Source organism: Streptomyces sp. TP-A0356 (assembly GCF_001417775.1).
GTDB lineage: Bacteria > Actinomycetota > Actinomycetes > Streptomycetales > Streptomycetaceae > Streptomyces.
On record NZ_BBZJ01000024.1, the window covers coordinates 24,877 to 49,980 of the forward strand.

Annotated in this window: 22 protein-coding genes; 11 read left to right on the plus strand and 11 right to left on the minus strand. The window is 70.9% G+C overall.

Annotated features, from left to right (window positions below; all coding sequences use genetic code 11):
• Window positions 1-138 precede the first annotated feature (138 nt).
• Both ASC56_RS25590 and ASC56_RS25595 read right to left on the minus strand, forming a co-directional pair.
• Window positions 139-1,569, minus strand: coding sequence for a DUF2252 domain-containing protein (locus tag ASC56_RS25590; protein WP_234377055.1), 1,431 nt, complete (start codon window positions 1,567-1,569; stop codon window positions 139-141).
• A 232-nt stretch (window positions 1,570-1,801) separates the two neighbouring features.
• Entirely contained in the window at window positions 1,802-2,917 is a 1,116-nt protein-coding gene (locus tag ASC56_RS25595; RefSeq protein ID WP_371330280.1) for a PP2C family protein-serine/threonine phosphatase, read from the minus strand.
• 864 nt (window positions 2,918-3,781) lie between these two features.
• Here ASC56_RS25595 and ASC56_RS42140 point away from each other — a divergent pair.
• The 5 genes from ASC56_RS42140 to ASC56_RS25615 all read left to right on the plus strand — a co-directional run bounded on the left by ASC56_RS42140 (window position 3,782) and on the right by ASC56_RS25615 (window position 9,618).
• Window positions 3,782-4,153 (plus strand): hypothetical protein, encoded by a 372-nt coding sequence (locus ASC56_RS42140; RefSeq protein ID WP_234377056.1) that lies wholly within the window; start codon window positions 3,782-3,784, stop codon window positions 4,151-4,153.
• A 15-nt stretch (window positions 4,154-4,168) separates the two neighbouring features.
• Window positions 4,169-4,606, plus strand: coding sequence for a hypothetical protein (locus ASC56_RS42145; protein ID WP_234377057.1), 438 nt, complete (start codon window positions 4,169-4,171; stop codon window positions 4,604-4,606).
• 890 nt (window positions 4,607-5,496) lie between these two features.
• A complete protein-coding gene (locus tag ASC56_RS39950; protein ID WP_055493905.1) occupies window positions 5,497-8,190 on the plus strand; it encodes a bifunctional GNAT family N-acetyltransferase/acetate--CoA ligase family protein in 2,694 nt (897 codons plus the stop codon).
• Between the two features lie 12 nt (window positions 8,191-8,202).
• Complete coding sequence (locus tag ASC56_RS25610; protein WP_055493906.1) at window positions 8,203-8,937, plus strand: CBS domain-containing protein; 735 nt, start codon at window positions 8,203-8,205, stop codon at window positions 8,935-8,937.
• Window positions 8,938-8,943: 6 nt separating this feature from the next.
• Entirely contained in the window at window positions 8,944-9,618 is a 675-nt protein-coding gene (locus ASC56_RS25615; protein ID WP_055493907.1) for a pyridoxamine 5'-phosphate oxidase family protein, read from the plus strand.
• Between the two features lie 269 nt (window positions 9,619-9,887).
• On the opposite strand, the gene ASC56_RS25620 is transcribed toward ASC56_RS25615, so the two are convergent.
• The 8 genes from ASC56_RS25620 to ASC56_RS25655 form a co-directional block, all read right to left on the minus strand.
• Window positions 9,888-11,363 carry a bifunctional aminoglycoside phosphotransferase/ATP-binding protein gene (locus ASC56_RS25620; RefSeq protein ID WP_055493908.1) on the minus strand — a complete coding sequence of 492 codons (1,476 nt, stop codon included), beginning with the start codon at window positions 11,361-11,363 and terminating at the stop codon, window positions 9,888-9,890.
• Window positions 11,364-11,487: 124 nt separating this feature from the next.
• Window positions 11,488-12,237, minus strand: coding sequence for a universal stress protein (locus tag ASC56_RS25625; protein ID WP_055493909.1), 750 nt, complete (start codon window positions 12,235-12,237; stop codon window positions 11,488-11,490).
• A gap of 244 nt (window positions 12,238-12,481) precedes the next feature.
• Window positions 12,482-12,955, minus strand: a complete 474-nt coding sequence (locus ASC56_RS25630) for a hydrogenase maturation protease (protein ID WP_055493910.1) — start codon at window positions 12,953-12,955, stop codon at window positions 12,482-12,484.
• Entirely contained in the window at window positions 12,952-14,313 is a 1,362-nt protein-coding gene (locus tag ASC56_RS25635; protein ID WP_055493911.1) for a Ni/Fe hydrogenase subunit alpha, read from the minus strand. The genes ASC56_RS25630 and ASC56_RS25635 overlap by 4 nt, the downstream gene beginning before the upstream one ends.
• Entirely contained in the window at window positions 14,310-15,215 is a 906-nt protein-coding gene (locus ASC56_RS25640; protein WP_079102700.1) for an oxidoreductase, read from the minus strand. The genes ASC56_RS25635 and ASC56_RS25640 overlap by 4 nt, the downstream gene beginning before the upstream one ends.
• Before the next feature lies 1 nt (window position 15,216).
• Window positions 15,217-16,035, minus strand: coding sequence for an FAD/NAD(P)-binding protein (locus ASC56_RS25645; protein ID WP_055493912.1), 819 nt, complete (start codon window positions 16,033-16,035; stop codon window positions 15,217-15,219).
• The gene (locus tag ASC56_RS25650; RefSeq protein ID WP_055493913.1) at window positions 16,032-16,490 is read right to left on the minus strand and encodes a cyclic nucleotide-binding domain-containing protein; all 459 of its coding nucleotides are present in this window, start codon (window positions 16,488-16,490) and stop codon (window positions 16,032-16,034) included. The genes ASC56_RS25645 and ASC56_RS25650 overlap by 4 nt, the downstream gene beginning before the upstream one ends.
• Entirely contained in the window at window positions 16,487-17,668 is a 1,182-nt protein-coding gene (locus ASC56_RS25655) for a 4Fe-4S dicluster domain-containing protein (protein ID WP_055493914.1), read from the minus strand. Before ASC56_RS25655 ends, ASC56_RS25650 begins: the two co-directional genes overlap by 4 nt.
• A 191-nt stretch (window positions 17,669-17,859) precedes the next feature.
• Between ASC56_RS25655 and ASC56_RS42150 the strand changes: the two genes are divergently transcribed.
• From ASC56_RS42150 to ASC56_RS25670, 3 genes are all read left to right on the plus strand, one after another.
• A complete protein-coding gene (locus tag ASC56_RS42150; RefSeq protein WP_234377058.1) occupies window positions 17,860-18,015 on the plus strand; it encodes a hypothetical protein in 156 nt (51 codons plus the stop codon).
• 88 nt (window positions 18,016-18,103) lie between these two features.
• On the plus strand, window positions 18,104-18,988 hold the full coding sequence (locus ASC56_RS25665; protein WP_055494038.1) for a universal stress protein: 885 nt from the start codon (window positions 18,104-18,106) through the stop codon (window positions 18,986-18,988).
• 3 nt (window positions 18,989-18,991) lie between these two features.
• Window positions 18,992-21,343 carry a heavy metal translocating P-type ATPase gene (locus tag ASC56_RS25670; protein ID WP_107309349.1) on the plus strand — a complete coding sequence of 784 codons (2,352 nt, stop codon included), beginning with the start codon at window positions 18,992-18,994 and terminating at the stop codon, window positions 21,341-21,343.
• 63 nt (window positions 21,344-21,406) lie between these two features.
• Here ASC56_RS25670 and ASC56_RS25675 read toward each other — a convergent pair whose 3' ends face one another.
• Window positions 21,407-22,177, minus strand: a complete 771-nt coding sequence (locus ASC56_RS25675; protein WP_055493916.1) for a universal stress protein — start codon at window positions 22,175-22,177, stop codon at window positions 21,407-21,409.
• Between the two features lie 179 nt (window positions 22,178-22,356).
• On the opposite strand from ASC56_RS25675, the gene ASC56_RS25680 reads away from it, so the two are divergent.
• The 3 genes from ASC56_RS25680 (at window position 22,357) to ASC56_RS25695 (ending at window position 25,034) form a co-directional block, all read left to right on the plus strand.
• Window positions 22,357-23,346 (plus strand): hypothetical protein, encoded by a 990-nt coding sequence (locus tag ASC56_RS25680; protein WP_055493917.1) that lies wholly within the window; start codon window positions 22,357-22,359, stop codon window positions 23,344-23,346.
• Window positions 23,347-23,418: 72 nt separating this feature from the next.
• The gene (locus ASC56_RS25685; RefSeq protein ID WP_055493918.1) at window positions 23,419-24,144 is read left to right on the plus strand and encodes a CBS domain-containing protein; all 726 of its coding nucleotides are present in this window, start codon (window positions 23,419-23,421) and stop codon (window positions 24,142-24,144) included.
• Between the two features lie 81 nt (window positions 24,145-24,225).
• Window positions 24,226-25,034, plus strand: a protein-coding gene (locus ASC56_RS25695) for an IS5 family transposase (RefSeq protein WP_107309350.1) whose coding sequence is annotated in 2 segments (ribosomal slippage) — window positions 24,226-24,573 and window positions 24,576-25,034 — 807 coding nt in all. Because the reading frame shifts where the segments join, the coding sequence is not laid out codon by codon here.
• Window positions 25,035-25,104: the final 70 nt, after the last annotated feature.

The window sequence follows — 25,104 nt, forward strand, 5'->3', positions numbered from 1 at the left end:
CGGGCTCGCACGCCGGTCCACCGAGCGCAAGGGTGCCGGACGGGCCATGGGGGGGCACCACGGGAAGGTCGCTGTACTGCGCAGCGTGGGGGGCTCCCCCTCCCCCCACCCTCCCCTCCCCCTCGGCCCCCACCCCCCTCAGACCCCCAACTCCCCCGCAACCCGTCCACTGCTCACCGCAGCCACCAGCTCCGCGTGATCCGCCTCCGTACGGTCCGCGTAAGCCACGGCGAACATGCCTATCGCCTCGTCCAGTTCCTCGTTCTTGCCGCAGTAGCCCGAGATCAGGCGCGGGTCGGCGCTGTGGCTGTGGGCACGTGCCAGCAGCGCTCCGGTCATGCGGGCGTAGTCGTCGAGCTGGTCGATGGCCAGGGCCGCGGGGTCCACGCTGCCCTTGCGGTTACGGAACTGCCGTACCTGGTACGGGCGCCCGTCGACCGATGTCCAGCCCAGCAGGATGTCGCTGACGACCTGCATGCGCTTCTGGCCGAGGACGACCCGCCGGCCCTCGTGCTCCACCTCCGGCAGCGGGCGGCCGGCCGTCGCAAGATGGGGGAGCAGCGCGGACGGACGGGCCTCCTTGACCTGGAGGATCAGCGGTTCACCTCGGTGGTCGAGGAGCAGTACCACGTACGAGCGCGTGCCCACGCTGCCCGTGCCGACCACGCGGAACGCCACGTCGTGCACCGCGTACCGGGCCAGGAGCGGGAGGCGGTCCTCGGACAGCGTCGTCAGATACTCCTCCAGCGACGCCGCGACCGCCGCGGCCTCGGCATCCGGTATGCGGCGCAGCACCGGCGGTGCGTCCACGAATCGGCGGCCGCCGTCCTCGACCGGTTCCGTCGACTTCGCCGCGAACCGTCCGCTCGTGTTGGCCCGCGCCTTCTGCGAGACCCGCTCCAGGGTGCCGAGCAGATCGTGGGCGTCCGTGTGGGAGACCAGTTCCTCGTCCGCGATCGCATTCCACGCGTCCAGGACCGGGAGCTTGGCGAGCAGGCGCATCGTGCGTCGGTAGGCGCCCACCGCGTCGTGCGCCGCGTCGCGGCACTTGTCCTCGCCGGCCCCCGCCTCGCGGCCGGCGAGCACCAGGGAGGTGGCGAGCCGCTTGAGGTCCCACTCCCAGGGGCCGTGCACCGTCTCGTCGAAGTCGTTGAGGTCGATGACCAGGCCGCCGCGTGCGTCCCCGTAGAGCCCGAAGTTCGCCGCGTGCGCGTCGCCGCAGATCTGGGCGTCTATGCCCGTCATCGGGGTGCGGGCGAGGTCGTATGCCATGAGGCCCGCCGAGCCACGCAGGAACGCGAAGGGCGAGGCCGCCATCCTGCCGACGCGTATGGGTGTGAGCTCGGGGATCCGGCCGCGGTTGGACTCCTCGACCGCGGTGACCGCGTCCGGGCGGTCGACGTCCACCACCAGCTCGGCGTGCGAGCTGCGGCGCACCCGTGCGCGCAGGGCCTTGCCCTCTTCCTTGGGTGAGCCCTGGGCGGGCCACCGTGCGAAGCCCGGCACCGGCGAGATCCTGGCCGCCTGCCGCGGCACCGCCGCCCCGATCTGTGTACCGACCTCGGTCACATCGACCGCCTCCCCCGCTGGCCATGCGGCCGTATGAACATCAACTGCCGATGACCGTACAGCCGGCTGCCGAGACGCGTCAGACCCTGTGGACAACTCCAAGGCTGTGGATAAACCTGGTCGCCTGCCCTGTGGGCTTCACCACGTTCGATCGTTTCCCGTGGAGATGCAGATCATTTCTCACCCCCCAGGCGCAGGGATGTGACTGAGCACGTCGGATGGCGGGTTTGCGTCAAGCACCGCGCCCAGGACGTGGCGCCGTGGAGTCGGCGGCGTCGCCTGCCTGATCGCCTCCCTCGTCGAGCCGCTCGACGAGGAGCATCGCCGCGTCGTCCGCCAGGTAGCCGCCGGTGTGGCGGACCAATCCCTGGTGCAGACATTCCAGGAACTCCGACGGAGTACATGGGTGTACCGCTTCCATGGCCTCGGGCAGGGCGAAGAAATCGTCGTCAGGGCCCCGAGCTTCGATGACACCGTCGGTGCGCAGCAGCAGACGGTCACCGGGCGCGAACGGATAGCTCTCCGCCTCGCCAGGAAGAACGGTGATGAAGTCTTCCATGCCGAGGGGCGGCAGAGGTGAGGTGGGCGTCAAGGCCTCAACCTTGCCCTGGCGCAGCACCAGCGGGGGCGGATGGCCGCGATTGACCACATGGACCGCGAAACCGTCGGACACCTGAACAACGAGCGCGGTGACGAAGTCCTCGGTGGGCTCTCCCTCAGCGTCCTGGTGGACCACACTCGGCACGGCGCACTCCCGGTGCAGCGCAGCCGCGCAGTGGTTCACCACCTCCACCAGATCATCTTCATAGTGGACGGCCTCCCGGAACGCACCCAGCACGGCTGCGGCCAAGCGCACGGCAGCCAGCCCTTTCCCACGGACGTCACCCACGATCATCCGAACCCCGTATCGGGTTTCCGCCGCCTCATACAGGTCGCCGCCGATCTGCGCTCCCCTCTCTGCCGCGAGATACATGCTGGCCATCCGCACCGGCCCCAGCCGGGCCGGCACACGGCGCAGGAGGACTCGTTGGGCTGCCTCGGCGACGCGGCGAACCTGGTCGAGCTCGATCTGCCTGCGCGTACGCATGGCATTGCTCACGGCGACGCTCGCTACTGACACCATGAGCAGAGACAGAAGGTTGCTGTAGACCTGGCCACCCCAACTCTGGTGGAGGGTGGCCGTGATCATGGTGACGGCGAAGGCTCCAGCCGCTGCCGAGAGAATGCCTCTCGGGCCCATCGTCAGCGAAGCCAAGGCCGGTGTCGCGGCGAGGATGGGACCGGTCACCACGGCATGTGCGGGCGAGAGCTCGATCCCCAGCGCCAACAGGACGATCACGAACGGCACACACTGCCCGAGCCTGAAGAGGACCCGGCCATGACCGCCCGCTCCTGATGGTCCAGCTGCACGGAAGAGCGACCGCATGGCTACAGCCTGACTCACTTGAAGTCGACTGTTCCACTCAACGCCCTTATGCCCTTCCAGAACATCCAGCACTCTGCGGCACGGACCCGACCCCATCCCACCCGCAACGGTGCCCGAGGATCGCGCCGTGGGTCCGGCTCCAGAGCTGCCGAATCATGCCGAAGGAAACCGGACACGAACGGCTACCAGCGGATGACGTGCCCCGCCGAAGCAGGCAGGCCCGGTGCCCCGTCAAGCCGGAACCGTGGGCCGCGCGATGCCCGTTTCGTAGGTACCTCCTCGTGGGAATCGACGAAATGCGCTGGTCAGGTGCGGGCCGTATCGGCCGTACGACGAACTCGGTCCCACCCGGGTCGACCGGGATCCGCCCAAGCACTGCCACGCCACCGCGCGACGCACCCGCCGCTCGCGCACCCGCTCCGCGGCCCGGATGGGGCTGGCCTGCTCGATCTGGCACGCCGGCGCATCGCACTGGGGATCCCGGCGAGCGTGGAAAACCGGCTTCGCCCGTCGATCTCCATGTCGCTGCTGAACGGCGGTGTCATTCCCGTACGGCTGCCGACGGAGCAGTCGGTGGGACCTCGGGCGAGAACTGGATTGTCGGGGAAGAGGGCTGGCAGAGACAGTGAGTGCAGCGCGTGTGGAAAGCCCTCTCCGTAGCCCGCGCCGGCGAAAGGATGCAGCCAATGCGGGCTTTCGCGTCGCCTGGCCGCTGAGAACGGGCGGGGATGATTGCCCGTGCACCAAGCATCAGCGAGAGGAAGGCGGTTGACGTTGCGGAGCTTCATGGCGACCACCGCCCGATGGGCGGCACCTACCGTTGTCCTCGCCCAGGTCTGCCTCGTGTGGGGTGGCGTGTTCAGCTTGGACGAAGCGGTGGCGGTCGGACTGCTGCTCGAACTGCTCCTGGCCGGGATCGTGATCACCGAATTCACCCTTGCCAGGCGGGCCTACAAGAGTTCCCGGAGCCGGGGAGCCGACGGCCAGGAGGCCCTCAACCAGGCGTTGTCCACCGTGCTCCCCGCCCCGGTGGCCAAGGCGATGGGGATGGAATTCGGCCTCTTTCGCGCCCTTTGGCGATGGATACTCCGTAAGCCGGACGCACCGGAAGGGCACGTCGTCCTGACCTATGGCTCAGAAATCAAGCCAATCATGTAGGCGCTGGTCTTTCTGGTGCCACTGGAGATCCTCGCTGTCGAGTTCCTTGTGCCCTGGTCCGTAGTACGCATCATCCTGCTGGTGGTCTCCATCTACGGAACTCTCTGGGTGCTCGGCTTCATCGCGGCGCTGTCCATCCGCCCGCATACCGTCGGCGACGGCAAGATGGTGCTGCGCTTCGCGCACTTCGTGCAGATCGCGATTCCGCTCGACCTCGTCGAATCGGTCCGCATGATCCGGCACAGCGGCTATCGAAGGGCTGTACAGATCAACGACGGCGTCCTCGCGATACCGATCGGCGACTCCACCACGCTCAGCGTCAAGCTGCGCGAGCCGTACCCCGTGGCGCCCAAGCCCGGGAAGCCGCTGCAGGAGGTACGCGAGGTCCGCTTCGCCGCGGACAGCGCCCGCGAGGCTGTTCGCGTCCTCATCGCGAGCATCTCCGCCGACTGATCTTCTGCGATCGTCCTCTGCCAGTCATGTCACCGTGAGCCCTCGCTCAGCAAGAAGTACCTCCTCGGGTACGACGCCCACGTCATCGTGACTCGGGATGCAGAACACCGACGCCGTACTCCTCGACGACGGCGCGCCGAACCTCGAGGTCCTCCCCGCCCCCGCTTCTCGATGCCGCCCTCGACAACCCGGTCATCGCCCGGCACAAAAGGCGGACACCCTCGCTCTCGGCGGCAAACGCCCACGGCGCCGTACCCACCTCCGCCGCACGACCGGAGAACCGAAGGCCTGGACGCCGACGGGCCCCTGACACCGGCCGCGTGGACCGACCCGCCCGGCCACTCGCACCGCAGCCTGACGAAGACAGGCCCCGCCCGTGAAATACCTCACCCGTCGGGGCCTGTTGTCTGCCTGACCAGGCTGTGCGATCCCTCACAATCGCAAGCACAACGAGAAACGGGCCCCCGCCGTGACTTCCGTCACTAGCAGAGACCCGTTTCATCGGTTCTTCGTGGTGGGGAACCGACGAAATGGGCTGGCCACGGATTATGTGTGAGCTTCAGGGGACGCCATCCCGCGCTGTCCAAGATCGATTCCCACGCCGCATCGGCACCGGACCTGTCGGCCCACGGCACCGACGGACATCAACGATGCCCGCGGCCTGCAGCGATCGAAGGGCCGCCGTCTGCGGGCACGCCAGGGGGCCGCGAGCGGAAGCGCGTTTCGATCTCCTCCCGCACCGGCTCTGTGGGCCCCCCGTGACTGAGAACACCGGCGGGATCGCGATTCGCTTTCAGGGCCGACCGGCCCCCGTCCCACCCCGGTCAGCCCATGTGATCCCCGGCACGGCGGCCGATGCTCGAAATGTCGAGAGGCCGGAGGAAACCGCGATGACGGACGACCCACTCAGCCGCCCCCGGATCCACGCCCTGCTCGCGGACGGCAGCACCGTCTGCCTTCGGCCCGTGGAGCCGGATGATCACCAGCGGTTGCGGGCCTTCTACGAGGAGATGTCCCCGGAGAACCTCCGGCTGCGGTTCTTCACGGTGAGCCCGAGTTCGGCCGCCATGGCCGCCGACCATGCGTGCGCCCCGGCCCGCCCCGGCCATCGGGCGCTGCTGGCGGAGGCCAAGGGCCGGGTACTGGGCCTCGCCGAGTACGACACCGGGGGTGACAAGGACGCGGCCGAGGTCTCCGTCGCGGTGGCCGAGGGGCTGCACCACCGCGGTGTCGGCACCCTCCTCATCGAGCATCTGGTCTCGGCAGCCCGGGCGGAGGGCATCACCACGTTCAAGGCCGACGCGTTGAGCGAGAACCTCGACGTGCTGCGGCTCTTCGCCGACCTCGGCCTGTGCACCAGGCGCCACTTCGACGGGCCCGAGGTCCGGTGCACCATCGCGCTCGACGAGGACGACGCCTACCTCTCGGCGGTGGAGGAGCGCGGGCGGGCCGCCGACGTGGCCAGTCTCGAGCCGCTGCTGAGGCCGGAGACCGTCGCGGTCGTCGGCGCGGGGCGCAAGCCCGGATCGGTGGGGCGGGCCGTCCTGCACCACCTGCACGCGGGCGGCTTCACACGGCGCCTCTTCGCGGTGAACCCGAACGTCACCTCGATCCTGGGTGTGCCGTGCCACCCCGCGGTCGGTGCCCTGCCCAGGGTCCCGGACCTGGCGGTCGTCGCCGTGCCCGCGGCCGCTGTCCCGGCCACCGCCGAGGAGTGCGGCAAGGCGGGGGTACGGGCGCTCGTCGTCGTCACCGCCGGCCTCGACCATGCCCAGGCCCAGAGCCTGATGACCGCGTGCCGTACGTACGGGATGCGGCTCGTCGGCCCGAACTGCCTCGGCATCTCCAACACCGACCCCGAGCTGCGCATGGATGCGACGTTCGCCGCCGACCACCCGCTGCCGGGAACCGCGGGCGTCGCCGTGCAGTCCGGCGGGGTGGGGATCGCCCTGCTCGATGGGTTGTCCCGGCTCGGCATCGGCGTCTCGTCCTTCGCCTCCCTGGGCGACAAGTACGACGTCAGCGGCAACGACATGCTCCAGTGGTGGGAGAGCGACGGCCGCACCGACCTCGCCCTGCTGCACCTGGAGTCCTTCGGCAACCCGAGAGCGTTCTCCCGCACCGCTCGGCGCGTCACCCGCCGCATCCCCGTCCTGACCGTGGACGCCGGCCGCACCGAGGCCGGCCGCCGCGCCGCCGCCTCGCACACCGCGGCAGCCGCCACCCCCACCATGACCCGGCAGGCGCTGTTCACCCAGGCCGGCATCACCGCCACCCGCTCGGTCGGCGAACTCCTCGAAACGGCAGCCCTGATGCACTCCCAGCCGCTTCCCGCCGGTAGCCGCGTCGCGATCGTCGCCAACGCGGGCGGCGTCGGTGTGCTGGCGGCCGACGCCTGCGTGGAGGCGAGGCTCACCCTGCCGCCGCTTGCCCCGGAGGTGATCGACGACCTGCTCGCCGTGCTGCCTGGGGGAGCGACGGTCGGCAACCCCGTCGACACCACCGCCGCCGTCTCCGAAGACCAGCTTCGCAACTGCCTGGACCGGCTCCTGGATTCCCCGGACGTCGACGCCGTGCTGGTGGCCCTCGTCCCCACGGCGGTCGCCGCGGCGACCGGTGAGGACCTGACCCGCGCCCTCACCAGCGATCCCGCGCACCGGAAACGGCCTGTCGTCGCGGTACGCATCGAACAGGACCTCCCGGTGAAACTGCTGCCCACCACCGCCGGTGGAACGATTCCTTCATACGCCGATCCCCAGGCGGCGGCGCGGTCCCTGGCCCACGCCGCGCGCCGAGCGGCGTGGCTCTCCCGGTCCGTGGGCACCGTCCCGGCCCTCTCCGGAATCGACACCCCGCAGGCCCACGAGATCGCCGACGCGTACCTCGCCCGGCACCCGGACGGAGGCTGGCTCGGCCCGCGCACTTGCGCCGACCTGCTGGCCTGTTACGGCATCCCGCAGCTGCCGTGGGCCTGGGCCGAGACCGAGGACGACGCCGTGATCGCCGCCGAACGGCTGCGCGGACCCGACGGCCGGATCGTCATGAAGGCCCACTGGCCGGGCCTGCTGCACAAGAGCGAGCAGCACGCCGTCCACCTCGACATCCAGGGCGAGTCGCAGGTACGGGCCGCCTTCCGGGATTTCGAGACGCGGTTCGCCGGACTGATGACCGGCGTGGTCGTCCAGCCACTCGCCGCCCGCGGCACCGAGCTGTTCGCCGGTGTGGTCCAGGACGAGGTGTTCGGCCCTCTCGTCCTCTTCGGTCTGGGCGGCACCGCGACCGAGGTGCTTGCCGACCACGCCGCCCGCCTCGCCCCGCTCAAGGACCAGGACGTCCACGACCTGATCACGGCGCCGCGCTGCGCCCCGCTCCTGTTCGGCGCGCACGGTACCGGGCCTGTCGACGTCGAGGCCCTGAAACAGCTGCTCCTGCGGGTGTCCCGCATGGCGAGCGATCTACCGCAGCTCGCCGAGGCCGACTTCAACCCCGTCCTTGCCGCACCGGGCGGAGTAACGGTGCTCGACGCGCGCGTGCGCCTGCTGCCCCGCAGGCCCCAGAACCCGTATCTGCGCCGGCTCCGCTGAGGAGGCAACGACGTGAAGCACAACAAGGTCGGCTCCGTGATGACCACGGATGTCGTCCGCGCCGGATATCGCACTCCGTTCAAGGAAGTCGCGCGGCTCCTCGCGGACCGCCGGATCAGCGGACTGCCCGTCGTGGACGACGACGAGAAGGTCATCGGCGTCATCTCCGAAACGGACCTGGTGACCAGGCAGTCGGAAGCTTTCGACAGGGACGAGACCAGGCCTCGCTTCCGGTTCGCCCCACTCAGAGCGCACCGGCAGGCCGCCAGGTCCAGCGCCTTCACCGCCGGTCAGCTCATGACCGCTCCACCCGTCACCGTTCATGCCGAGGAGACCATCGCGGAAGCCGCGCGGACCATGGTGCAGCGACGTGTGGAGCGGCTGCCCGTACTGGACGAGGAGGACCGGCTCGTCGGCATCGTCACCCGCCGCGACCTGCTCCAGGTCTTCCTGCGGCCCGACGCGGAGATCCGCGACGAAGTGATCGAGGAGGTCATGGTCCGCACACTGCGGCTGCCCCCCATGGCCGTCGACGTCTTCGTGGTCGAAGGCGTGGTCACCCTCACCGGCCAATTGGAACGCAAGAGCGAGACGGAGATCGCCGTCTCCATGACCCGGCAGATCGACGGCGTGGTCGCGGTGATCGACCAGCTCACCCACCGGTTCGACGACTCCCGCCTGTCGTCCGGCGAGCGGCCACTGCACGGCTCGCCCACGATCGGCCGCGCGACCTCCGAGAGGAGGTGACGGGCTGTGGCCGCACAAGCATCGTCGAACGCGGGGGGAGGCCACCCGACCGGTGACCTTGGGCGCCGAATCGCCCTGCGGCGCGAGGAACTCGGCTTGACCCGGGAGGAAACGGCCGATCGGGCCGGTATGGCTGCCAGCTACCTCCGGTATCTGGAGGAGCAGTCCACCGCCACGCCGAGCGCGGCCTCCCTCCTGCGGTTGGCCGGAGCACTCGAGACCACCGTCCGGGACCTCTCCGGTGGCGACGTCGATCTGCCACCCGGCCTCGGACAGGCGGGCCGGCACCCGAAGTTCACGGAACTGACCACGCAGGAGTGCCAGGAGCTGCTCTCGACGCACGGCGTGGGAAGACTCGCCGTATCCACCGCCGCGGGACCATTGGTCGTCCCTGTGAACTACAGCGTCGTGGAAGGGACGGTCGTCTTCAGGACACACCCCCACGCGGTACCTTCGCAGGCGTCGGGCTCTGAAGTGGCCTTCGAGATCGACCACGTCGACGGAGCCTTGAGCCAGGGCTGGAGCGTCCTGGTGAGGGGACGTGCCCGAGCTGTGACGGATCCCGAGTCCGTACGGCGGCTGGAGGAACAGGCGTACAGCGCACCCTGGGCGGGCGGGCAACGTGAGCTGTGGATCCGCATCGAACCTCTCAGCATCACCGGGCGCCGGATCACCGTGTGACGACACCCACCGCCCGGCAGCCCGGTATCCGTCGGCCGGTAGGACACATGAGCCGGGCGATGCCGCCGGGAATCTGACCTGCGTGGGCGTGCTGCTGCGCTACGCCGACCCCGCATCCCCGGACGACACCCTGCGGCGTGGGTGTCCGAGTGGTGGCCGAGGCACGGGCGGCGGCCGGTGCGCACCGGTTGCTCGTCGTCGACCCGCACACCGCAGCACGAGATGCGGTCGGGCCCGTACCGCGCGGCCCGCTGTCGCGTGTTCCCTCCTCAGTCCGGCTCCATGTAGGGGCGGCGGAAGACCTGGGCCTGACCAGGGCCCCACGGGCGCACGGCTGCCAGCGCCTGGACGACCGCGGACTCCAGGGGGCCGCTCGTGTCGATCGTGACGGCCTCCGTCCACGGTGGCTCCGTGGCCGCCATGGCAGCGGCCACCTCGAGGTCGGCGTCCGATGCTCCGGGGGCTCGGGTGGTCAGACGGGCCGCCGACACGTCGCTGGGGACCTGGCAGTGCAGGGCCACCAGGTCGGCGCTGGTGCGTTCGGCCATGCGCACGGCCGCTTCGCGCTGTGCCGCGTCGGACCAGGTGGCGTCCAGGACGACGGCCTCGCCGCAGGACAGCAGGGCGGCTGCCCGGTCGAGCAGGGCCTCGTAGGTCCTGGCGGTCCACTCGGCCGTGTAGAGGCCCTCCCCGTAGCCGGCCTCCGCGGACTGCTCCGCCGGGATGCCTGCCAGTTCCTTGCGGAGACGGTCGCTGCTGAGCAGCGTGACACCCAGGCGGTCGGCCAGTGCCCCGGAGAGGGTCGACTTCCCGCTGCCGGGAAGCCCGCCCACGAGTGTCACGCAGACGGCGGAGGCGCGTAGGTGGCGCAGTGCCGTCGTGACCAGCCGACGTGATGCCGCCTCCGCGCCGGGCGCGCCCTGTCGTCCTTGGATCAGGGAGACCTTGGCGCGGACGAACGCGCGGTAGGCGACGTAGTGGTGGCACAGGGAGGGCGGCGCCGGATCGCCGGAGTACTCGCCGTACTGGGTGAGGAAGAACGCCCCGGCCTCCGGTGCTCCGAGCTGTTCCAGGTCCATGGCGAGGAACGCCGCGTCGTCGAGGCCGTCGACGTAGCGAAGGTGGTCGTCGAACTCCAGGCAGTCCAGGATGCGGGGCCCGTCGTCCAGGCAGAAGACATCCTCGGCGAGCAGGTCACCGTGGCCGTCCACCATCCGCCCCTGCTCGATGCGGGTGCCGAACAACTGCTTGCGTCCGGCCAGATAGCGGCGCACCAGCCGCTCGATCTCCTCCATCCCCTCGGGCACCGATCCGTCGTCGGCCAATGCGCGGACCTGCGTGAAGCTGGCCTCCCACCGCGAGGACAGCGCGTCCCGCGAGCCCTGTTCGTTGACCTCTTGGCTGCGGTGAGCGCCTGCGTGGCACGCGGCGAGCTGCCGGGCCACGGCCCGCAGGACGTCGTCGATCGCAGCGCCTTCCCGTACCAGCAGGGACAGGCGCCGGTCGGCCGGCATGCGGCGCATCACCACGAGCGGTTCGGGCACCTTCGTCTCCGGGCTGCGGATCTCGCCGAGGCCCAAATAGACGTCGGGAGAGAAGCGGCGGTTGAGAGCGATCTCGCGTTCGCACGCGGTCCGGCGCGCCGCCACGGTGGAGTAATCCAGGAAGCCCAGATCGACCGGTTTCTTGACCTTGTAGGCGCGGTCACCGACGAAGAACACCAGGGCGGTGTGGGTCTCGCGCACTTCTGCGCGAGGGAGCGCCGTAGCGTCGTGAGCCGTAGTCGGCGCGTTGACTCCCGTGGCTGACCGCGGCACCGACGCGTCGGAGTGATGCCCCGGCATGTTCGGCTCCCTGTGGTGGCCCGGCTCAGTCATGGGGTACGACGGCGACAGGGCAGCGCGCGTGATGGATGGCGGCCTGGGCCACGGGACCCAGGCGTGGTGCGAGCGCAGCATGATGCCTGCGTCTGCCGACCACCAGCATTCCGGCGCCCTCGGCCGCCCGCACGACGGCCTTGGCAGGGCTGTCGAGAGCGATGGTGTCGGCGACGTCGACGTGCGGAAACTTCTCGCGCCAGGGGCGGAGCGCCTGGCTCAGTCGTTTCTGCGCGTCCTGCCTGATCTCTTCGGTGATGTCGTGGTCGATGCCCCAGGGCACCTGCGCGTGGATGGGCACGCTGCGGCCGTGGACGGTCCGCAGGTCCACGTTCCTCGCCGCGGCGGTACCGAAGGCGAATGCGAGCAGGTCGTCGCACGATCCGTGCAGTTTCAGCGCCACCACCACGCCGCCGTGGGATGTGGGCGTAGGCACATCTTCGCCTGTTTCGGTTGCCGCTCGGAGCAGTGCGTGCTCGGCGTCGTCGGCGATCAGGCTGCCGACGACGGTGAGGCCGGGGTGGCGTGCCTGGAGCTTCGCCCGTGCGTCGTGCACGAGCCGCTTCGCCCAGTAGTTCTGATCGACTTCGCAGGGAAGGCGGGTCGGTTCCGGCACCAGGAGCGGCCACGCGTGCAGCAGGCGCAGGGTGAGCTTGCGCCGTTCGGCTTCGTCAGCGGCCCAGCGAGCAGCGGCGAGACTCTCGGGCGAGCCGTCGAGGCCCACCGTGACGACCGGGTCCATGGCGACTGCCTCCGTCTCGTGGGAAGCCGAAATGACGGTGAGCGAGCCTGCCTGCCCCAGGCGGCACCGGCACGCCGAGCTCGGCTTCTTCTCATTCGAGGACTACCGCATACCTTCGTGCGGCGCATGCCGGCCAGGCACCGGTTTCCCGCCGGTGCCCCGCTCACGGGCGGGGCACCGGCTCTGTCTCCGGCACCTGCGTCGCAGCGGTGCACCACCGGCCGCAGGCCCGGTCCGCCGCCTCCTAGCGATGATGACCGCGTGCCTTCCGTACGGAAGCGGCAACGCGGTCGATCAGTTCAGGAAGGGCCCAACGCACCGGTTCGCTAAGGCCGGTACCCAGGTCGATGTCGGACGCCTCCACGGCATGCACCACGAGCTCGCGCGGGAGCCGGTCGAGAGTTCTCCCCAGGGCCAAGCACTCTCCCAGGCCGAGGGCGTGGGTGCTCGCCGGACCGGTTGCCTGCGCGGCTGCTTCCGCCGCTGACAGGGTGTGCAGCCGGCCGGGCCGGGCAGGATGCGTGCGGACGGCTTCCACCACGACCACGGTGTCAGCGCCGTGCCACAGGTCGAGCATCCGGCTGGGTTCGCCGTCGCTGACCGCGAGCACGGTGCCGTCGGGAACCTGGTCCCGCAGTGCCTCCACCACCAGCGGGCCGACGCCGTCGTCACGGCGGAAGGGATTGCCCACACCGATCACCACGACCCGGCCGGTCATGTGCGCTCCACCGTCAGGTCGAGGAAGTGGGTGGAGCAGGAGATGCAGGGGTCGTGGTTACGGATGGCGCGCTCGCACACGGCGGTGAGCTGCTCGTCATCGGCGGCGGGGCCGGGCCTGTCCAGTTGCGCCTGGACGGCCCGTCGCAGGTCCTCCTCGATGGCCGACTGGTTCTGGGCGGTGGGCGGAATGATGCGGACCGCGGTGAGCGTGCCGTCCTCCGCCATGGCGTAGCGGTGGTAGAGCAGTCCGCGGGGTGCCTCGGTGGCGCCGGTACCGACCGCCTCGCGTGGCGGGACGTCGACGGCCGGGCGGGGAGGCGGTTCGTAGGCGTCGATGATGCGCAGGGCTTCCTCCACGGCGTGCACCACTTCCACCGCGCGTACGACGATGCTGCGGAAGGGGTTGCGGCAGACCGCGCCCGCGGCCGGGTCGCCGAGCCCGGCGTCTCGCGCGGCCTCGGCCGCCACGGGGTGCAGCCACCGGCCGTTGATGGCGTAGCGGGCCAGTGAGCCGGTCAGGTAGCGGCGGCCGTCGAGGGTGGCGGTCAGGGCGGTGGAGTGCGGTACCTGCTCTTCGTGCACGTGCTGCTCGAAGTCGGCGACCGGGAACTCGCGCAGGGCCGGGCTCCGCTCGGTGTCACCGTGGTCGAGGGCGGCCATGACCGCGGGTGTTCCGGAGTCGATGGCGTATCGGCCCGGATCGCGCAGTGCGAGGAGGTCGTAGTCGCACACGGCGTCGGGGAAGTCGAAGGCGGCCACCCAGCGCACGGTCTCCAGCGCGTCCTCGCGGGCCTGCCGCAGCCGGTCCGCCAGTGGGCGGAGTTCCTGGACCGTCGGCGTGCGGTAGAAGCCGCCGACGCGGACGTTGACCGGGTGGATGGAGCGGCCTCCCAGCTGTTCGAGGATCGCGTTGCCCGTCTGCTTGGTCCTTAGGCCGCGTTCGACCGCGGCGCGGTGGTCACGGGCGAGTTCGATCGCACTGGGGTAGCCGAGGAAGTCGGGCGCGTGCAGCAGATGGATGTGCAGAGTCTGGCTCTCGATCCATTCCCCGCAGTACAGCAGGCGGCGCAGCTCGGCGAGGGGGCCGTCCACGGTGACGCCGCAGGCGTTCTCGATCGCCTGGCAGGCGCTCATCTGGTAGGCGACCGGGCAGATGCCGCAGATGCGGGAGGTGATGTCCGGTGGTTCGGTGTGTCCCCGGCCGATCAGGAAGGCCTCGAAGAAGCGTGGCGGTTCGTAGATGCGCAGACGTGCCTCGGCGATCGTTCCGTCGTGGACGCGCAGGTGGAGGGCGCCTTCGCCTTCCACGCGGGCCAGTGCGTCCAGCCGCAGGACGCGGGATCCGCGATGGCTCATACCGGCCCTTCCGGGGTGGTGTCTGTCCTGGCCTGAGAGTCGTCCTGCTCCTCGGCTGCCTCAGCCGCGAGATCGGGTACGGGGGCATATTCCGGCGACGCGGCGTTGAAGGTGCGGAAGACACGCAGGATGTCGCGCTCGCTCATCCCGTCGTGGCGCAGTTGCCGGACCATGTTGCGCAGGTTGGGGCTGTTGCTCGGCCCGAAGCAGCCGTAGCAGCCGCGTCCGTAGGCGGGGCAGATCGCGCCGCAGCCGGAGTGGGTGACCGGGCCCAGACAGGGGGTGCCGTGGGCCACGGTGATGCAGGTGGTGCCGCGCCTCTTGCACTCGAAGCAGACGCTGTGATCAGGGATGCCCGGTTTGCGTCCGGCCAGGTGGGCGGTGATGACCTCCAGGAGCTGGCGGCGGTCGATGGGACAGCCGCGCAGTTCGAAGTCGACCGGTACGTGGGCCGAGATCGGCGTCGAGGTCTCCAGCGTGGCGATGTACTCGGGGCGGGCGTAGACCGCGGCGCGGAACTCGGCGACATCCCCGAAGTTGCGCAGCGCCTGGATGCCGCCCGCGGTGGCGCAGGCTCCGATGGTGACCAGGCGCCGGGAGATGCGTCGGATGTGCCGGATCCGCTCGGCGTCCTCGGCCGTGGTGATCGATCCTTCGACCAGGGAGAGGTCGTACGGTCCGCGCCCGGACAGCTCCGCGCGCTCCCCGTCGGGGCCCTCCGCGGCGGACATCTCCAGGAAGTGCTCGATCCGTATCCGGTCGGTGAGGCCGAGCAGCTCGTCCTCGCAGTCGAGCAGGGTCAGCTGACAGCCGTCGCAGGAGGCGAACTTCCACACGGCGAGTGTCGGCCGGGGGTCGGCGTCCGGTCCGTTGCCGGTGTCCGGTCGCGTGTTGATCACCATCTCACAACTCCCGTACGGCGAGCAGTGGTTCAGCCCGGTCGTAGCCGACGACCGGGCCGTCCCGGCACAGCAGCAGGGGGCCGAGCTGGCAGTGGCCGCAGTGGCCGGTGGCGCAGCGCATGTTGCGTTCCAGGGACACCTGGACGTGGTGCGGGGGCACGCCCCGGTCCGTCAGGGCGCGTGCGGTGTGGCGGATCATCACCTCGGGGCCGCACACCAGCGCGCACGTGCGGTCGGGCTGGATGTCGAACCGGTCCAGGAGCGTGGTGACCACCCCGACCGCGCCGTGCCAGCCCGGGCCGGGGCGGTCGACGGTCACTGCCACCCGGGCCGGGCCGCGCCAACTTTCGATCTCCTCCCGGTAGACCAGGTCGCCGGGGGTACGGGCGCCCACCAGAATCCCGAGCCGGCCGTAGACCGCGGGCCGCTCCAACACCGTGTGCACCACCGGCCGCAGCGGCGCAAGCCCGATGCCGCCTGCGATCACCAGCACATCGTGGCCGGCCGCCGCATCCAGGTCCCAGCCGACGCCGTAGGGCCCGCGCAGCCCCACGGTGTCTCCCGGGCGAAGTCGGTACAGCGCCGCGGAGACCGCACCCACCGCGCGCACGGTGTGCACCAGCCCTCCGTGCCGACCACGCAGGGAGCTGACCGAGACGGGCACCTCGCCGACGCCGAACGCGTAGATCATGGCGAACTGGCCCGGCGAGATCGGCAGAAGCTCCCGCCCCACCGGCACCAGTTCCACCGAACAGGTGTCGGCGGTCTCCGGGCGGGTGTCGGCGACCCGGTACGGAAGCGGAGGCGTCACGGTGCTCATGCCGGGCCGCTTCCGTATGGCGCGTACAGGTCCAGCAGCCTGGTGCGGGTCGCCTGCAGGCGCTCGGCGACGACCTCGGTGAAGCGGCGCATCAGGGCGTAGCCGAGTTGGGGTTCGGCCGCGCACAGGCTGAGTACTTCGGCGGCGGGGAACTGCGTCGCCTCCACCGCGGTCACCGCCTGGGCCCCCAGGTGCCAGCGGTGCGGCGGGGAGATCCACGACCAGCCCAGCAACTGACCCGGGCCGAGCGTCTCGACCACGGGCGCCGGGTGCCGGCCGGGGACGTACACGTCGAGGGCGACCTCGCCGGAGTGCAGCAGCCAGAAGCGGTCGGCCTTCCCGCCCTCGTCGAAGAGCCGCGTACCGGCCGGGTACGAGACGGCCAGTCCTGTGACCATCAGCCGTTCGCGGTGCGCAGCAGGGAGGAAGTCCAGGGACGACGGCAGGCGGGTCACGGGGCCTCCCCCTCCTGCGATGCCCGGGGCTGCGTCCAGTCGTGCAGAGCGGCAGCCTCCTCGGTGATGTCGATGCCGACCGGGCACCACACGATGCAGCGGCCGCAGCCCACACATCCGGAGGAGCCGAACTGGTCGTACCAGGTGCCCAGTTTGTGGGTCATCCACTGCCGGTAGCGGCTGCGCGCGGACGCGCGGACCGGGCCGCCGTGCAGATGGGAGAAGTCGAGGTCGAAGCAGGAGTCCCACAGCCGCCACCGCTCCGCGTGGTCACCGGTGAGGTCGGTGACGTCCTCGGTGGTGGTGCAGAAGCAGGTGGGACACACCATGGTGCAGTTCCCGCACGTCAGACAGCGTCCCGCGACGTCGTCCCAGCGGGGGGCGTCCAGCGTGCCCGCCATCAGTTCCCTCAGGTCGGCTTCGGGCATGGTCCGTCCCATGCGGTCCGCGGCGGAGGCGACGCCCGCGCGGGCCGCCTCGCGGGTCGCGGCGTCCGCCGGGCGGGCCGGCAGTCCGGCGAGGATCTCGGCGCCTTCCTCGCTGCCGCCGCGGATCCAGAAGCGGTGACCGTCGTCATCGACCACCTCGGTCATCACCAGGTCGTAACCGGGTCCGGCCGCCGGTCCCGTGCCCATCGAGACACAGAAACAGGTGCCCCCGGGCTCCGTGCACTCCACCGCCACCAGGAACGCTCCGGTGCGCCGCCCCTGGTAGACGGGGTCGCGGTGCGGCCCCCCGGTGAGCACCCGGTCCTGGATGGCGATGGCCCGCAGGTCGCAGGAACGCACCCCGAGGAACGCGTACCGGACCGGCGGGGGCTCGTCAGAGGTGAACACCGTCTCGTCCCCCACCCGGTCGGCACTCCACTGCCGTACCCGCGCCGGGTGCAGGAACGTCTTCCACGACTGCGGACCCGCCGCGTTCGCGAACGCGGCACCGTCCGGTCGCTCGCGCAGCCGGTACTGCCCGGCCTCCAGCTCCACGCCCCATCCGTAGGGCAACTGGTCGGCCGACTCCAGCTCCGCAAGCACGATCGCGCCGTCCCGCACAGTGGGGCCGACCACGGTGAAACCGCGCCCGATCAGGACATCGACCAGCGCGGCCATCCCGTCCTTGCCGATCACCATCCCGTCGGAGACGGGTGGCGACGAGGTGTTCACGTCGGTGTACGTGTTCATGGCCTTGCTCCCTCAGCACCGCGGAAAGCAGGTGCGGCGACCGTCGGTCCCCATGGAGCCCATGGGCGCAGGACTTCCGGCACAAGCATACAAATACGGAGATACCGGAAGCATGTGCATGTGCCTTCCCGTCCCCGCCCTACCGGCCTCACACAGTGGTGAGGTGGTTGTTCACCTCGACCACGTCGTCGATGTACTCGACCTCTGTCACCAGCCTGGACATCGCGGCCTTCGGCGGGGCGATCGCGGCCGAGGCCGACCGGACCCACGCCGTCGACGCTCTCGCACAGCCGCACGACCAGGCGGAAGCCCGTTGTACGACGTGCGCTGGGACGCGGGACGGGTGACGCTGTATTTCTCCGGACCCGGCGCGTACGTCGAGCACCTGGGTGTACGCACCGCATCACCTGAACGCGGCTCATGACGGAGATCACGATGGCACGACCGGATACCCATCTGCCGATCGTGGTCGGTGTGGATCCCGACCCCGCGAAGCGCATGGCGCTGGCCTGGGCGGCAGACGAGGCGGCGCGGCGCGGACTGCCGCTGCGCCTGGTGCACGCCGAGAGCATGCCGACCGTCGGGTTCGGTCGGTGGGAGGTACCGCCCTCCTGGGAGGCGTGGAACGAGGTGCTGCACCGGGCCGGCGAGCGTGTGCTGAAGGAGGCGGTGTCCTTCGTGGAGGCCCGGCAGCCCCAGGTGCGGGTGTCCGGGCTGCTGGCTGAAGGGAACCCGGCGTGGGTCCTGCGGGAGCAGAGCCGTCAGGCCACGGCTGTCGTGCTGGGCTCGTGGCACCTCAGCCGAGCGCGGGAGGTGTTCGGCTCCTCGTCCATCGCCGTGCCCGTCATGGCGCATGCCCGCTGCCCGGTGGTCGTGGTCCCCGAGCCGGAGCACGTCACTCAGCAGCCCGCGCACTTCGTCGTCGGCGTGGACGGCAGCGCGCATTGCGCCGCCGCCGTCGACTTCGCCTTTCAGGAGGCCGCCTTGCGGGGCGCCGCGCTGCGCGCCGTGTATGCGTGGCAGTCCGGGCCGTTGCATTGGATGTTCGACGAGCACGCGGAGCAACAGGAGTACCGGCGGGTGCTTTCCGAAACCGTCGCGGGGCGCGGCGCGGCGTACCCGGACGTGCAGGTGCATCACGAACTCGTCAGCGGTCATCCGGTGGAGGTGCTGACCGGGGCATCCGCCCACGCTCTCGGCCTGGTGGTGGGGACCCGGGGTCGCGGCGGCTTCGCCGGCATGCTGCTCGGCTCGGTGAGTGTGGGCGTGCTGCACCACGCCCGCTGTCCCGTCATCGCCGTCCCGCACGCCTCGGCGTGAGCCATGAAGACCAAGGCCGGTGGCCGTGGCGGGCGGCAGGAGACGAACCTCGGGGCGGTATCGGCTCGGCAGGGCCAGCGCCTGCCGGAGTCCGGACTGCTGGCGGCGACCGCGGGCGCTCTGCTCGCCGGCGGCATCGCGTGGCTGCTGGGGCGTCACGATGTCGCGGCTGCCTGCTGGGCGGCCGGCACCGCGCTGGCCCTCGTTCCCGCGGTCGCCTGGGTGGTGGGCGATCTGCGCAGGGGACGGGCCGGCGTCGATGTGATCGCGGTGCTCGCGCTGGCCGGAACCCTCGCGGTGGGCGAGTACCTGGCGGGCGCGCTGATCGGGCTGATGCTGGCGACCGGGCGGTCCCTGGAGAGAGCGGCGGAACGGCGCGCCTCACGGGACCTGCGTTCCCTGCTGGAGCACGCCCCGCGTTCGGCCCGTCGCCGCGACGGCGGGGGCGTGAGGGTCGTGCCGCTGGACGTGGTCGCTCCCGGTGATGTGCTGGTGGTCGGCCCGGGCGAGGTGGTGCCGGTGGACGGTGAGATCACCGTCGGCCCGGCGGTGCTCGACGAGTCCGTGCTGACCGGGGAGTCCGCCCAGATCGAACGCGGGGTCGGCGAGACGGTGCGCAGCGGAGTCGTGGGCGGCGGGGGCGTCTTCGAGCTGAGGGCGAAGGCCACCGCCGCCGACAGCACCTACGCCGAGATCGTGCGCCTGGCCCGACAGGCGGCGGCGGAACGGGCTCCCATGGTGCGGCTGGCGGAGCGCTACGCCGCCTGGTTCCTGCCCCTGTCGCTGGGGTTGGCCGCCGTCGCCTGGGTGGTGAGCGGTTCCGCTGTTCGGGCGGTGGCCGTCCTTGTCGTCGCGACCCCCTGCCCGTTGCTGCTCGCCACCCCGGCCGCCATCGTCTCCGGCCTGTCGCAGTGCGCCCGGCGGGGCGTCGTGGTCCGGGACGGCGGCGCACTGGAGCGACTGGGCCGGGCCCACACCCTGGTGATCGACAAGACGGGCACGCTGACCGTGGGACGGCCGCGGGTGCTGGAGGTGGCGGGTGCTCCGGGCGGCCCGGCTCCGGCGGAGGTGCTGCGGCTGACCGCCTCGCTCGACCAGGTGTCGACCCACCTCCTGGCCGAAGCCATCGCCCACGAGGCCAGATCCCGCAACCTGCCCCTGACCGTTCCGCAGCACGTCATCGAGGAACCCGGACGAGGGGTCACGGGGACCGTGGACGGCCTGCGCATCGCCGTGGGAAGGACGGAACTGTCCCCGGCCGACCTGCCAGGCTGGGCGCGTGCGGTGGACAACCGGGCACTGCTGGACGGCGCCGCGACCGTCTGGCTGACCGTGAACGGCACGCTGTCCGGTGCCCTGCTGCTGCGGGACCCGCTGCGCCCCGACACGCCCCGCACCATCCGCCGTCTCAGGGCGGCCGGGCTGGAGCGGCTACTGATGCTGACCGGAGACCGTCCCGAACCGGCCCATGAGGTGGGAGCGGTCCTGGGCCTGGACGACGTACGCGCCGGGCAACTGCCCACCGACAAGATCGCCGCAGTGCGCGAGGAGAGCGAGCGGGCCGTCACGGTCATGGTCGGCGACGGTGTCAACGACGCCCCCGCCCTCGCCGCAGCCGACGTCGGTGTCGCCATGGGGGCCCGTGGGTCCACTTCGGCCTCGGAGGCCGCCGACATCGTCCTGACCACGGACCGCGTGGGGCGCCTGGCCGACGCGATGGAGATTGCCGCACGCGCCCGCCGGATCGCGGTGCAGAGCGCCGCGGGCGGCATGGCGATGTCCCTGGCCGCCATGACGGCCGCGCTCCTCGGCCTGCTCCCGCCCGCACCCGGCGCCCTCCTCCAGGAGGCCATCGACGTGACCGTCATCCTCAACGCGCTGCGGGCCCTGCTCCCGCCACCCGGCGTGCGCCCCACCCTGGAACCGGAAGCGGAGAGCCTCATCCACCGGTTCGCCACCGAGCACGACGACCTCAGGGACGCCCTCGACGCCATCCGGGAAGCCGCCGGCCTCCTCGCCACGGACCACGGCCCCCGCGCCCTGGCCGCCGTACGCGAGATCGACCACATGCTCAGAAACCGCCTGCTCCCCCACGAACACGCGGAGGAACAGGAGCTCTACCCGGCGCTGGACCGGCGTCTGGGCCCGGAGGCCACCGACACCATGAGCCGCGCCCACGCCGAGATCGAACGCCTGGCGGAGCGCATCGCCACCCACGTACGCCTCGCCGACGAGGAAGGCGGGCTCCGGCCGGAGCAACTCGACGACCTGCGCGCCTCGCTGTACGGCCTCCACACGATCCTGCGCCTTCATTTCGCGCAGGAGGAGGAGAGCTACTTCTCGCTGGCGCAGTGACCGATGGCTTTGTCCACGGGATTCCACGGGATTCTCTCGTGAACAGAACCAGACCGCTCACGCTCACGGCAGCTCCGGTACGACGGCCACCGGGCACTGGGCGTGGTGCAGGAGCGTGTGTCCCACCCTCCCCAGGCGGAGTCCATAGGGGTCGTGGCCGCGGCGGGCTCCGATGACCACGAGGTCCGCGGCGGCCGAGCGGTGCAGCAGCACCTTGTGGGCGGGCCCCTCGACCGTGGTCCTCTTCATCCGGACGTCCGGGTGATCCGCCGCTGGGTCCTGCAGCAGGGCGTCGATCAGCGTGGAGGCCCGCTCCTGGTGGTAGAGCGCCGGATCCCCGGTCAGCAGGGGGTGCTGCGTGGGTTCGTGCGCCGGACGGCGCCAGGCGCGGACGACATCGAGGACGCGGGGGCGCACCCCGGCCTCCCGAAGGGCGAACCGCGCCGCCGCACCGCTCGTGCCGGGTTCGCCGGCGCCGAGCATGACCCGCTCGTGGGTTCCCCGCAGCCCCGCCTCGTCTCCCCGTACGACGATCACCGGCCCGGAGGCGCGGCCCGCCACGGCCAGGCTGACCGTGCCGAGGAGCAACCCCTGCAACTCGCCACGGCCACGGCATCCCGTCACCACGGCCGTGGCGTTGCCACTCTCGCGCAGGAGGGCGTCCACCGGGTCCTCGGGCAGGACCTCAGCCGTGACCGTCACGTCCGGATTGCGGCGCCGGGCGCGTTCCGTCGCCGTGGCGACGATGGTGTCCGCCATCACCTGGTGCGCCGGCCTCTGCAGACCAGCCGAGGGCACGACCCCTTCGTACCGCTCCCACAGGGACGCGGGCATGTCGCCCTCATCGGTGCGGCATTCGGCCCAAGCCGCTCGATGCGCCGGCCGCACATCCTCGTCCGGAAGACGCGGTCCGCACGGTCCTTCAAGAGGTCCGAACGGCCCTACCCCGGCGTACCGCGCGCCCCCAGTCTGGAAGGTGATCAACCGTCCGGATCGACTCCGGAGGGGGTTCAGTGACCGCACCGCCCTTGGACGTGTCCGTCGTCGCCGCATTCGTCGAAGACGCCACGGCAGCTCCGTCCCAGCACAACGCACAGCCCTGGAGATTCCGGTTCCTCAGTGACAGCGGCGTCCTGCAGCTGTACGCCGACCCGGAACGCACCCTCCCGAAGACCGACCCCGACGGGCGCGGCATGCACCTCGGCTGTGGTGCCGCACTGTTCAACCTGCGGGTGGCCGCGGTGGCGGCAGGCCGGGAGCCCGCCACCCGGCTCCTGCCCGACTCGTCGGTCCCCGAGCTGCTGGCGGAGGTGGACCTCACGGGTGACGCGAGCCCCGGCGACGATCTCGCCCTTCTCCACCCGGCGACCCGGCGACGCCACACCAGCCGGCGTCCCTTCCGCGAGGACGACATCCCGGATGCCCTGAAGGACGGCCTGTGCGCGGCGGCCCGCCTCGAAGGCGCCCGGCTCGTCTTCCCCGATGCCTGGCATGTGCAGTCGGTCCTGGATCTGGTGCGCGACGCCGAAGGCCGGGAGGCACGGAACCCCGATGTGCGGGGCGAGACGGCCCACTGGGCCCGGACCGAGCCCGCCGAGGGGACCCCGGCTTCGGACGGGATCCCCGCCGAGGCGTTCGGCCCCCGCCAGTGGGGAGCCGGCTCCCCCGTACGGGACTTCGCCGTCGGCCGCGAGGTACCCGGGCGCGGTTGGGCCCCGTTCGAGAAACGGCCTCAGATCGCTCTGCTGGGTACGGCACAGGACCGGCCGCTGGACTGGCTGCGGGCCGGCCAGGCGCTGGAGCGGGTCTGGCTCCAGGCCACTTTGGACGGCCTGGTCGCGTCCCTGACCTCCCAGCCCCTCGAGTGGCCCGAACTCCGGTGGGTGGTGCGGGACCCGACGACGGCCATGGGGCACGTACAGATCGTGATCCGTCTGGGATACGGACCCGAGGGCGCCCCGGCTCCTCGACGACCTGTGGCCGATGTGCTCGACATCGTCTGACGGCTCGCCCTCGCCGCGAGCCCCCATTCCGCAGCCGTGAGGGCTGTGACCACGGATGGAAGGAGTGGAAACATGCAGCATCGAACAGTCGCCGAAGTCATGACACACAGTGTCGTCACGGCACATCCCCGCTCGTCCTTCAAACAGATCGCCCAGCTGTTGCGCGACAACGACGTCACGGCCGTCCCCGTCGTCGACGACGAGGGGCGCCCCGTCGGTGTCGTGTCCGAGGCGGACCTGCTCCGCAAGGCGGCGAGCCTGCCGGACCCGGAGGGACGGCCGCTAGGACACCGGCTGGGTCCGGAGGAGCTGGCACGCGCCGGTGCCGAAACCGCGGAAGCGATGATGACCACACCCGCGGTGATGGCACGTCCGGGCTGGAACGTCGTCGAGACGGCAAGGACCATGTACCGCCACAAGGTGAAGCGGCTGCCCGTGGTCGACGAGACCGGCAGACTCGTCGGGATCGTCAGCCGGTCGGATCTGCTGCGGCCGTTCCTGCGCAGCGACACGGCGATCAGCGACGAGATCCACCGGGACGTGCTGCGCGCGACTCTGGGTCTTCCCTCGGACGCCGTGCAGGTCGACGTGCGGGACGGCGTGGTGACGCTGAAGGGCCGGGTCGAGCAGAGAACGCTGATTCCGGTCATCGAGCGTCTGTGCCGTTCCGTGGACGGCGTGGTCGCCGTGCATCAGTCGATCGGCTACGCCTACGACGACCTCGGATCCGACCTCGACCCACCGCGGCTACCCGGCAGGGGAGACAGCAGGCACGAAGCATCTGCTCACCGTGGGTGAGTGATGACGCCGCCCAGCCTGGGGAGGCATTCCCGGCATTAGACGTCGTTTCCTTTGGCGTGATCGTTCGTTGAGCCGTGCATGACGGATCTGATTGAGCGGTTGGTGCCGGATGAGTTATGGACGCTGTTCCGGCGGGTGGTTCCGCCGACGGAGGTCATACGTCCGCAGGGCGGCGGCCGACGGCGGGCGGGTGACCGCGAATGCCTAGCGGCGATCATCTTCGTGGCCACCTCGGGGTGCACCTGGCGGCAGTTGCCCCCGGTGTTCGGGCCGGCCTGGCCGACGGTCTACCGGCGTTTCGCCCAGTGGAGCCAGGACCGGGTCTGGGCCCGGCTGCACCGAACCGTCCTGGACGAGCTCGGCGCCCGAGGCGAGCTGGACTGGTCGCGGTGCGCCATCGACTCCGTCAGTCTCAGGGCCGCAAAAGGGGGCCACTGACCGGACCGAATCCGACCGACCGCGGCAAGAACGGATCGAAGATCCACTTGATCACGGACCGGAACGGTCTGCCTCTGTCACTGGGCATCTCCGGCGCCAACATGCACGACAGCCTCGGCCTGAAACCGCTGGTCCGGGGAATCCCACCGATCCGCTCCCGGCGCGGCCCACGCCGCCGGCGACCGGCCAAGCTCCACGCCGACGAGGGCTACGACTACGACCACCTGCGCCGATGGCTCCGCAAGCGCGGCATCCGCCACCGCATCGCCCGCAAAGGCATCGAGTCCTCGCAGCGGCTGGGCCGGCACCGCTGGGTCGTCGAGAGGACGGTGTCCTGGCTCGCCGGCTGCCGCCGCCTCCACCGCCGCTACGAGCGCAAGGCCGAACACTTCCTCGCCTTCGTCGGCATCGCCGCAGCCCTCATCAGCTACCGCCGACTCACCAACTGAAACGACGTCTTAGGGTGATTCCCCATGGCTACGGGTGTCGTGCGCCCTACCGACGCGAAAGTCCCCACAC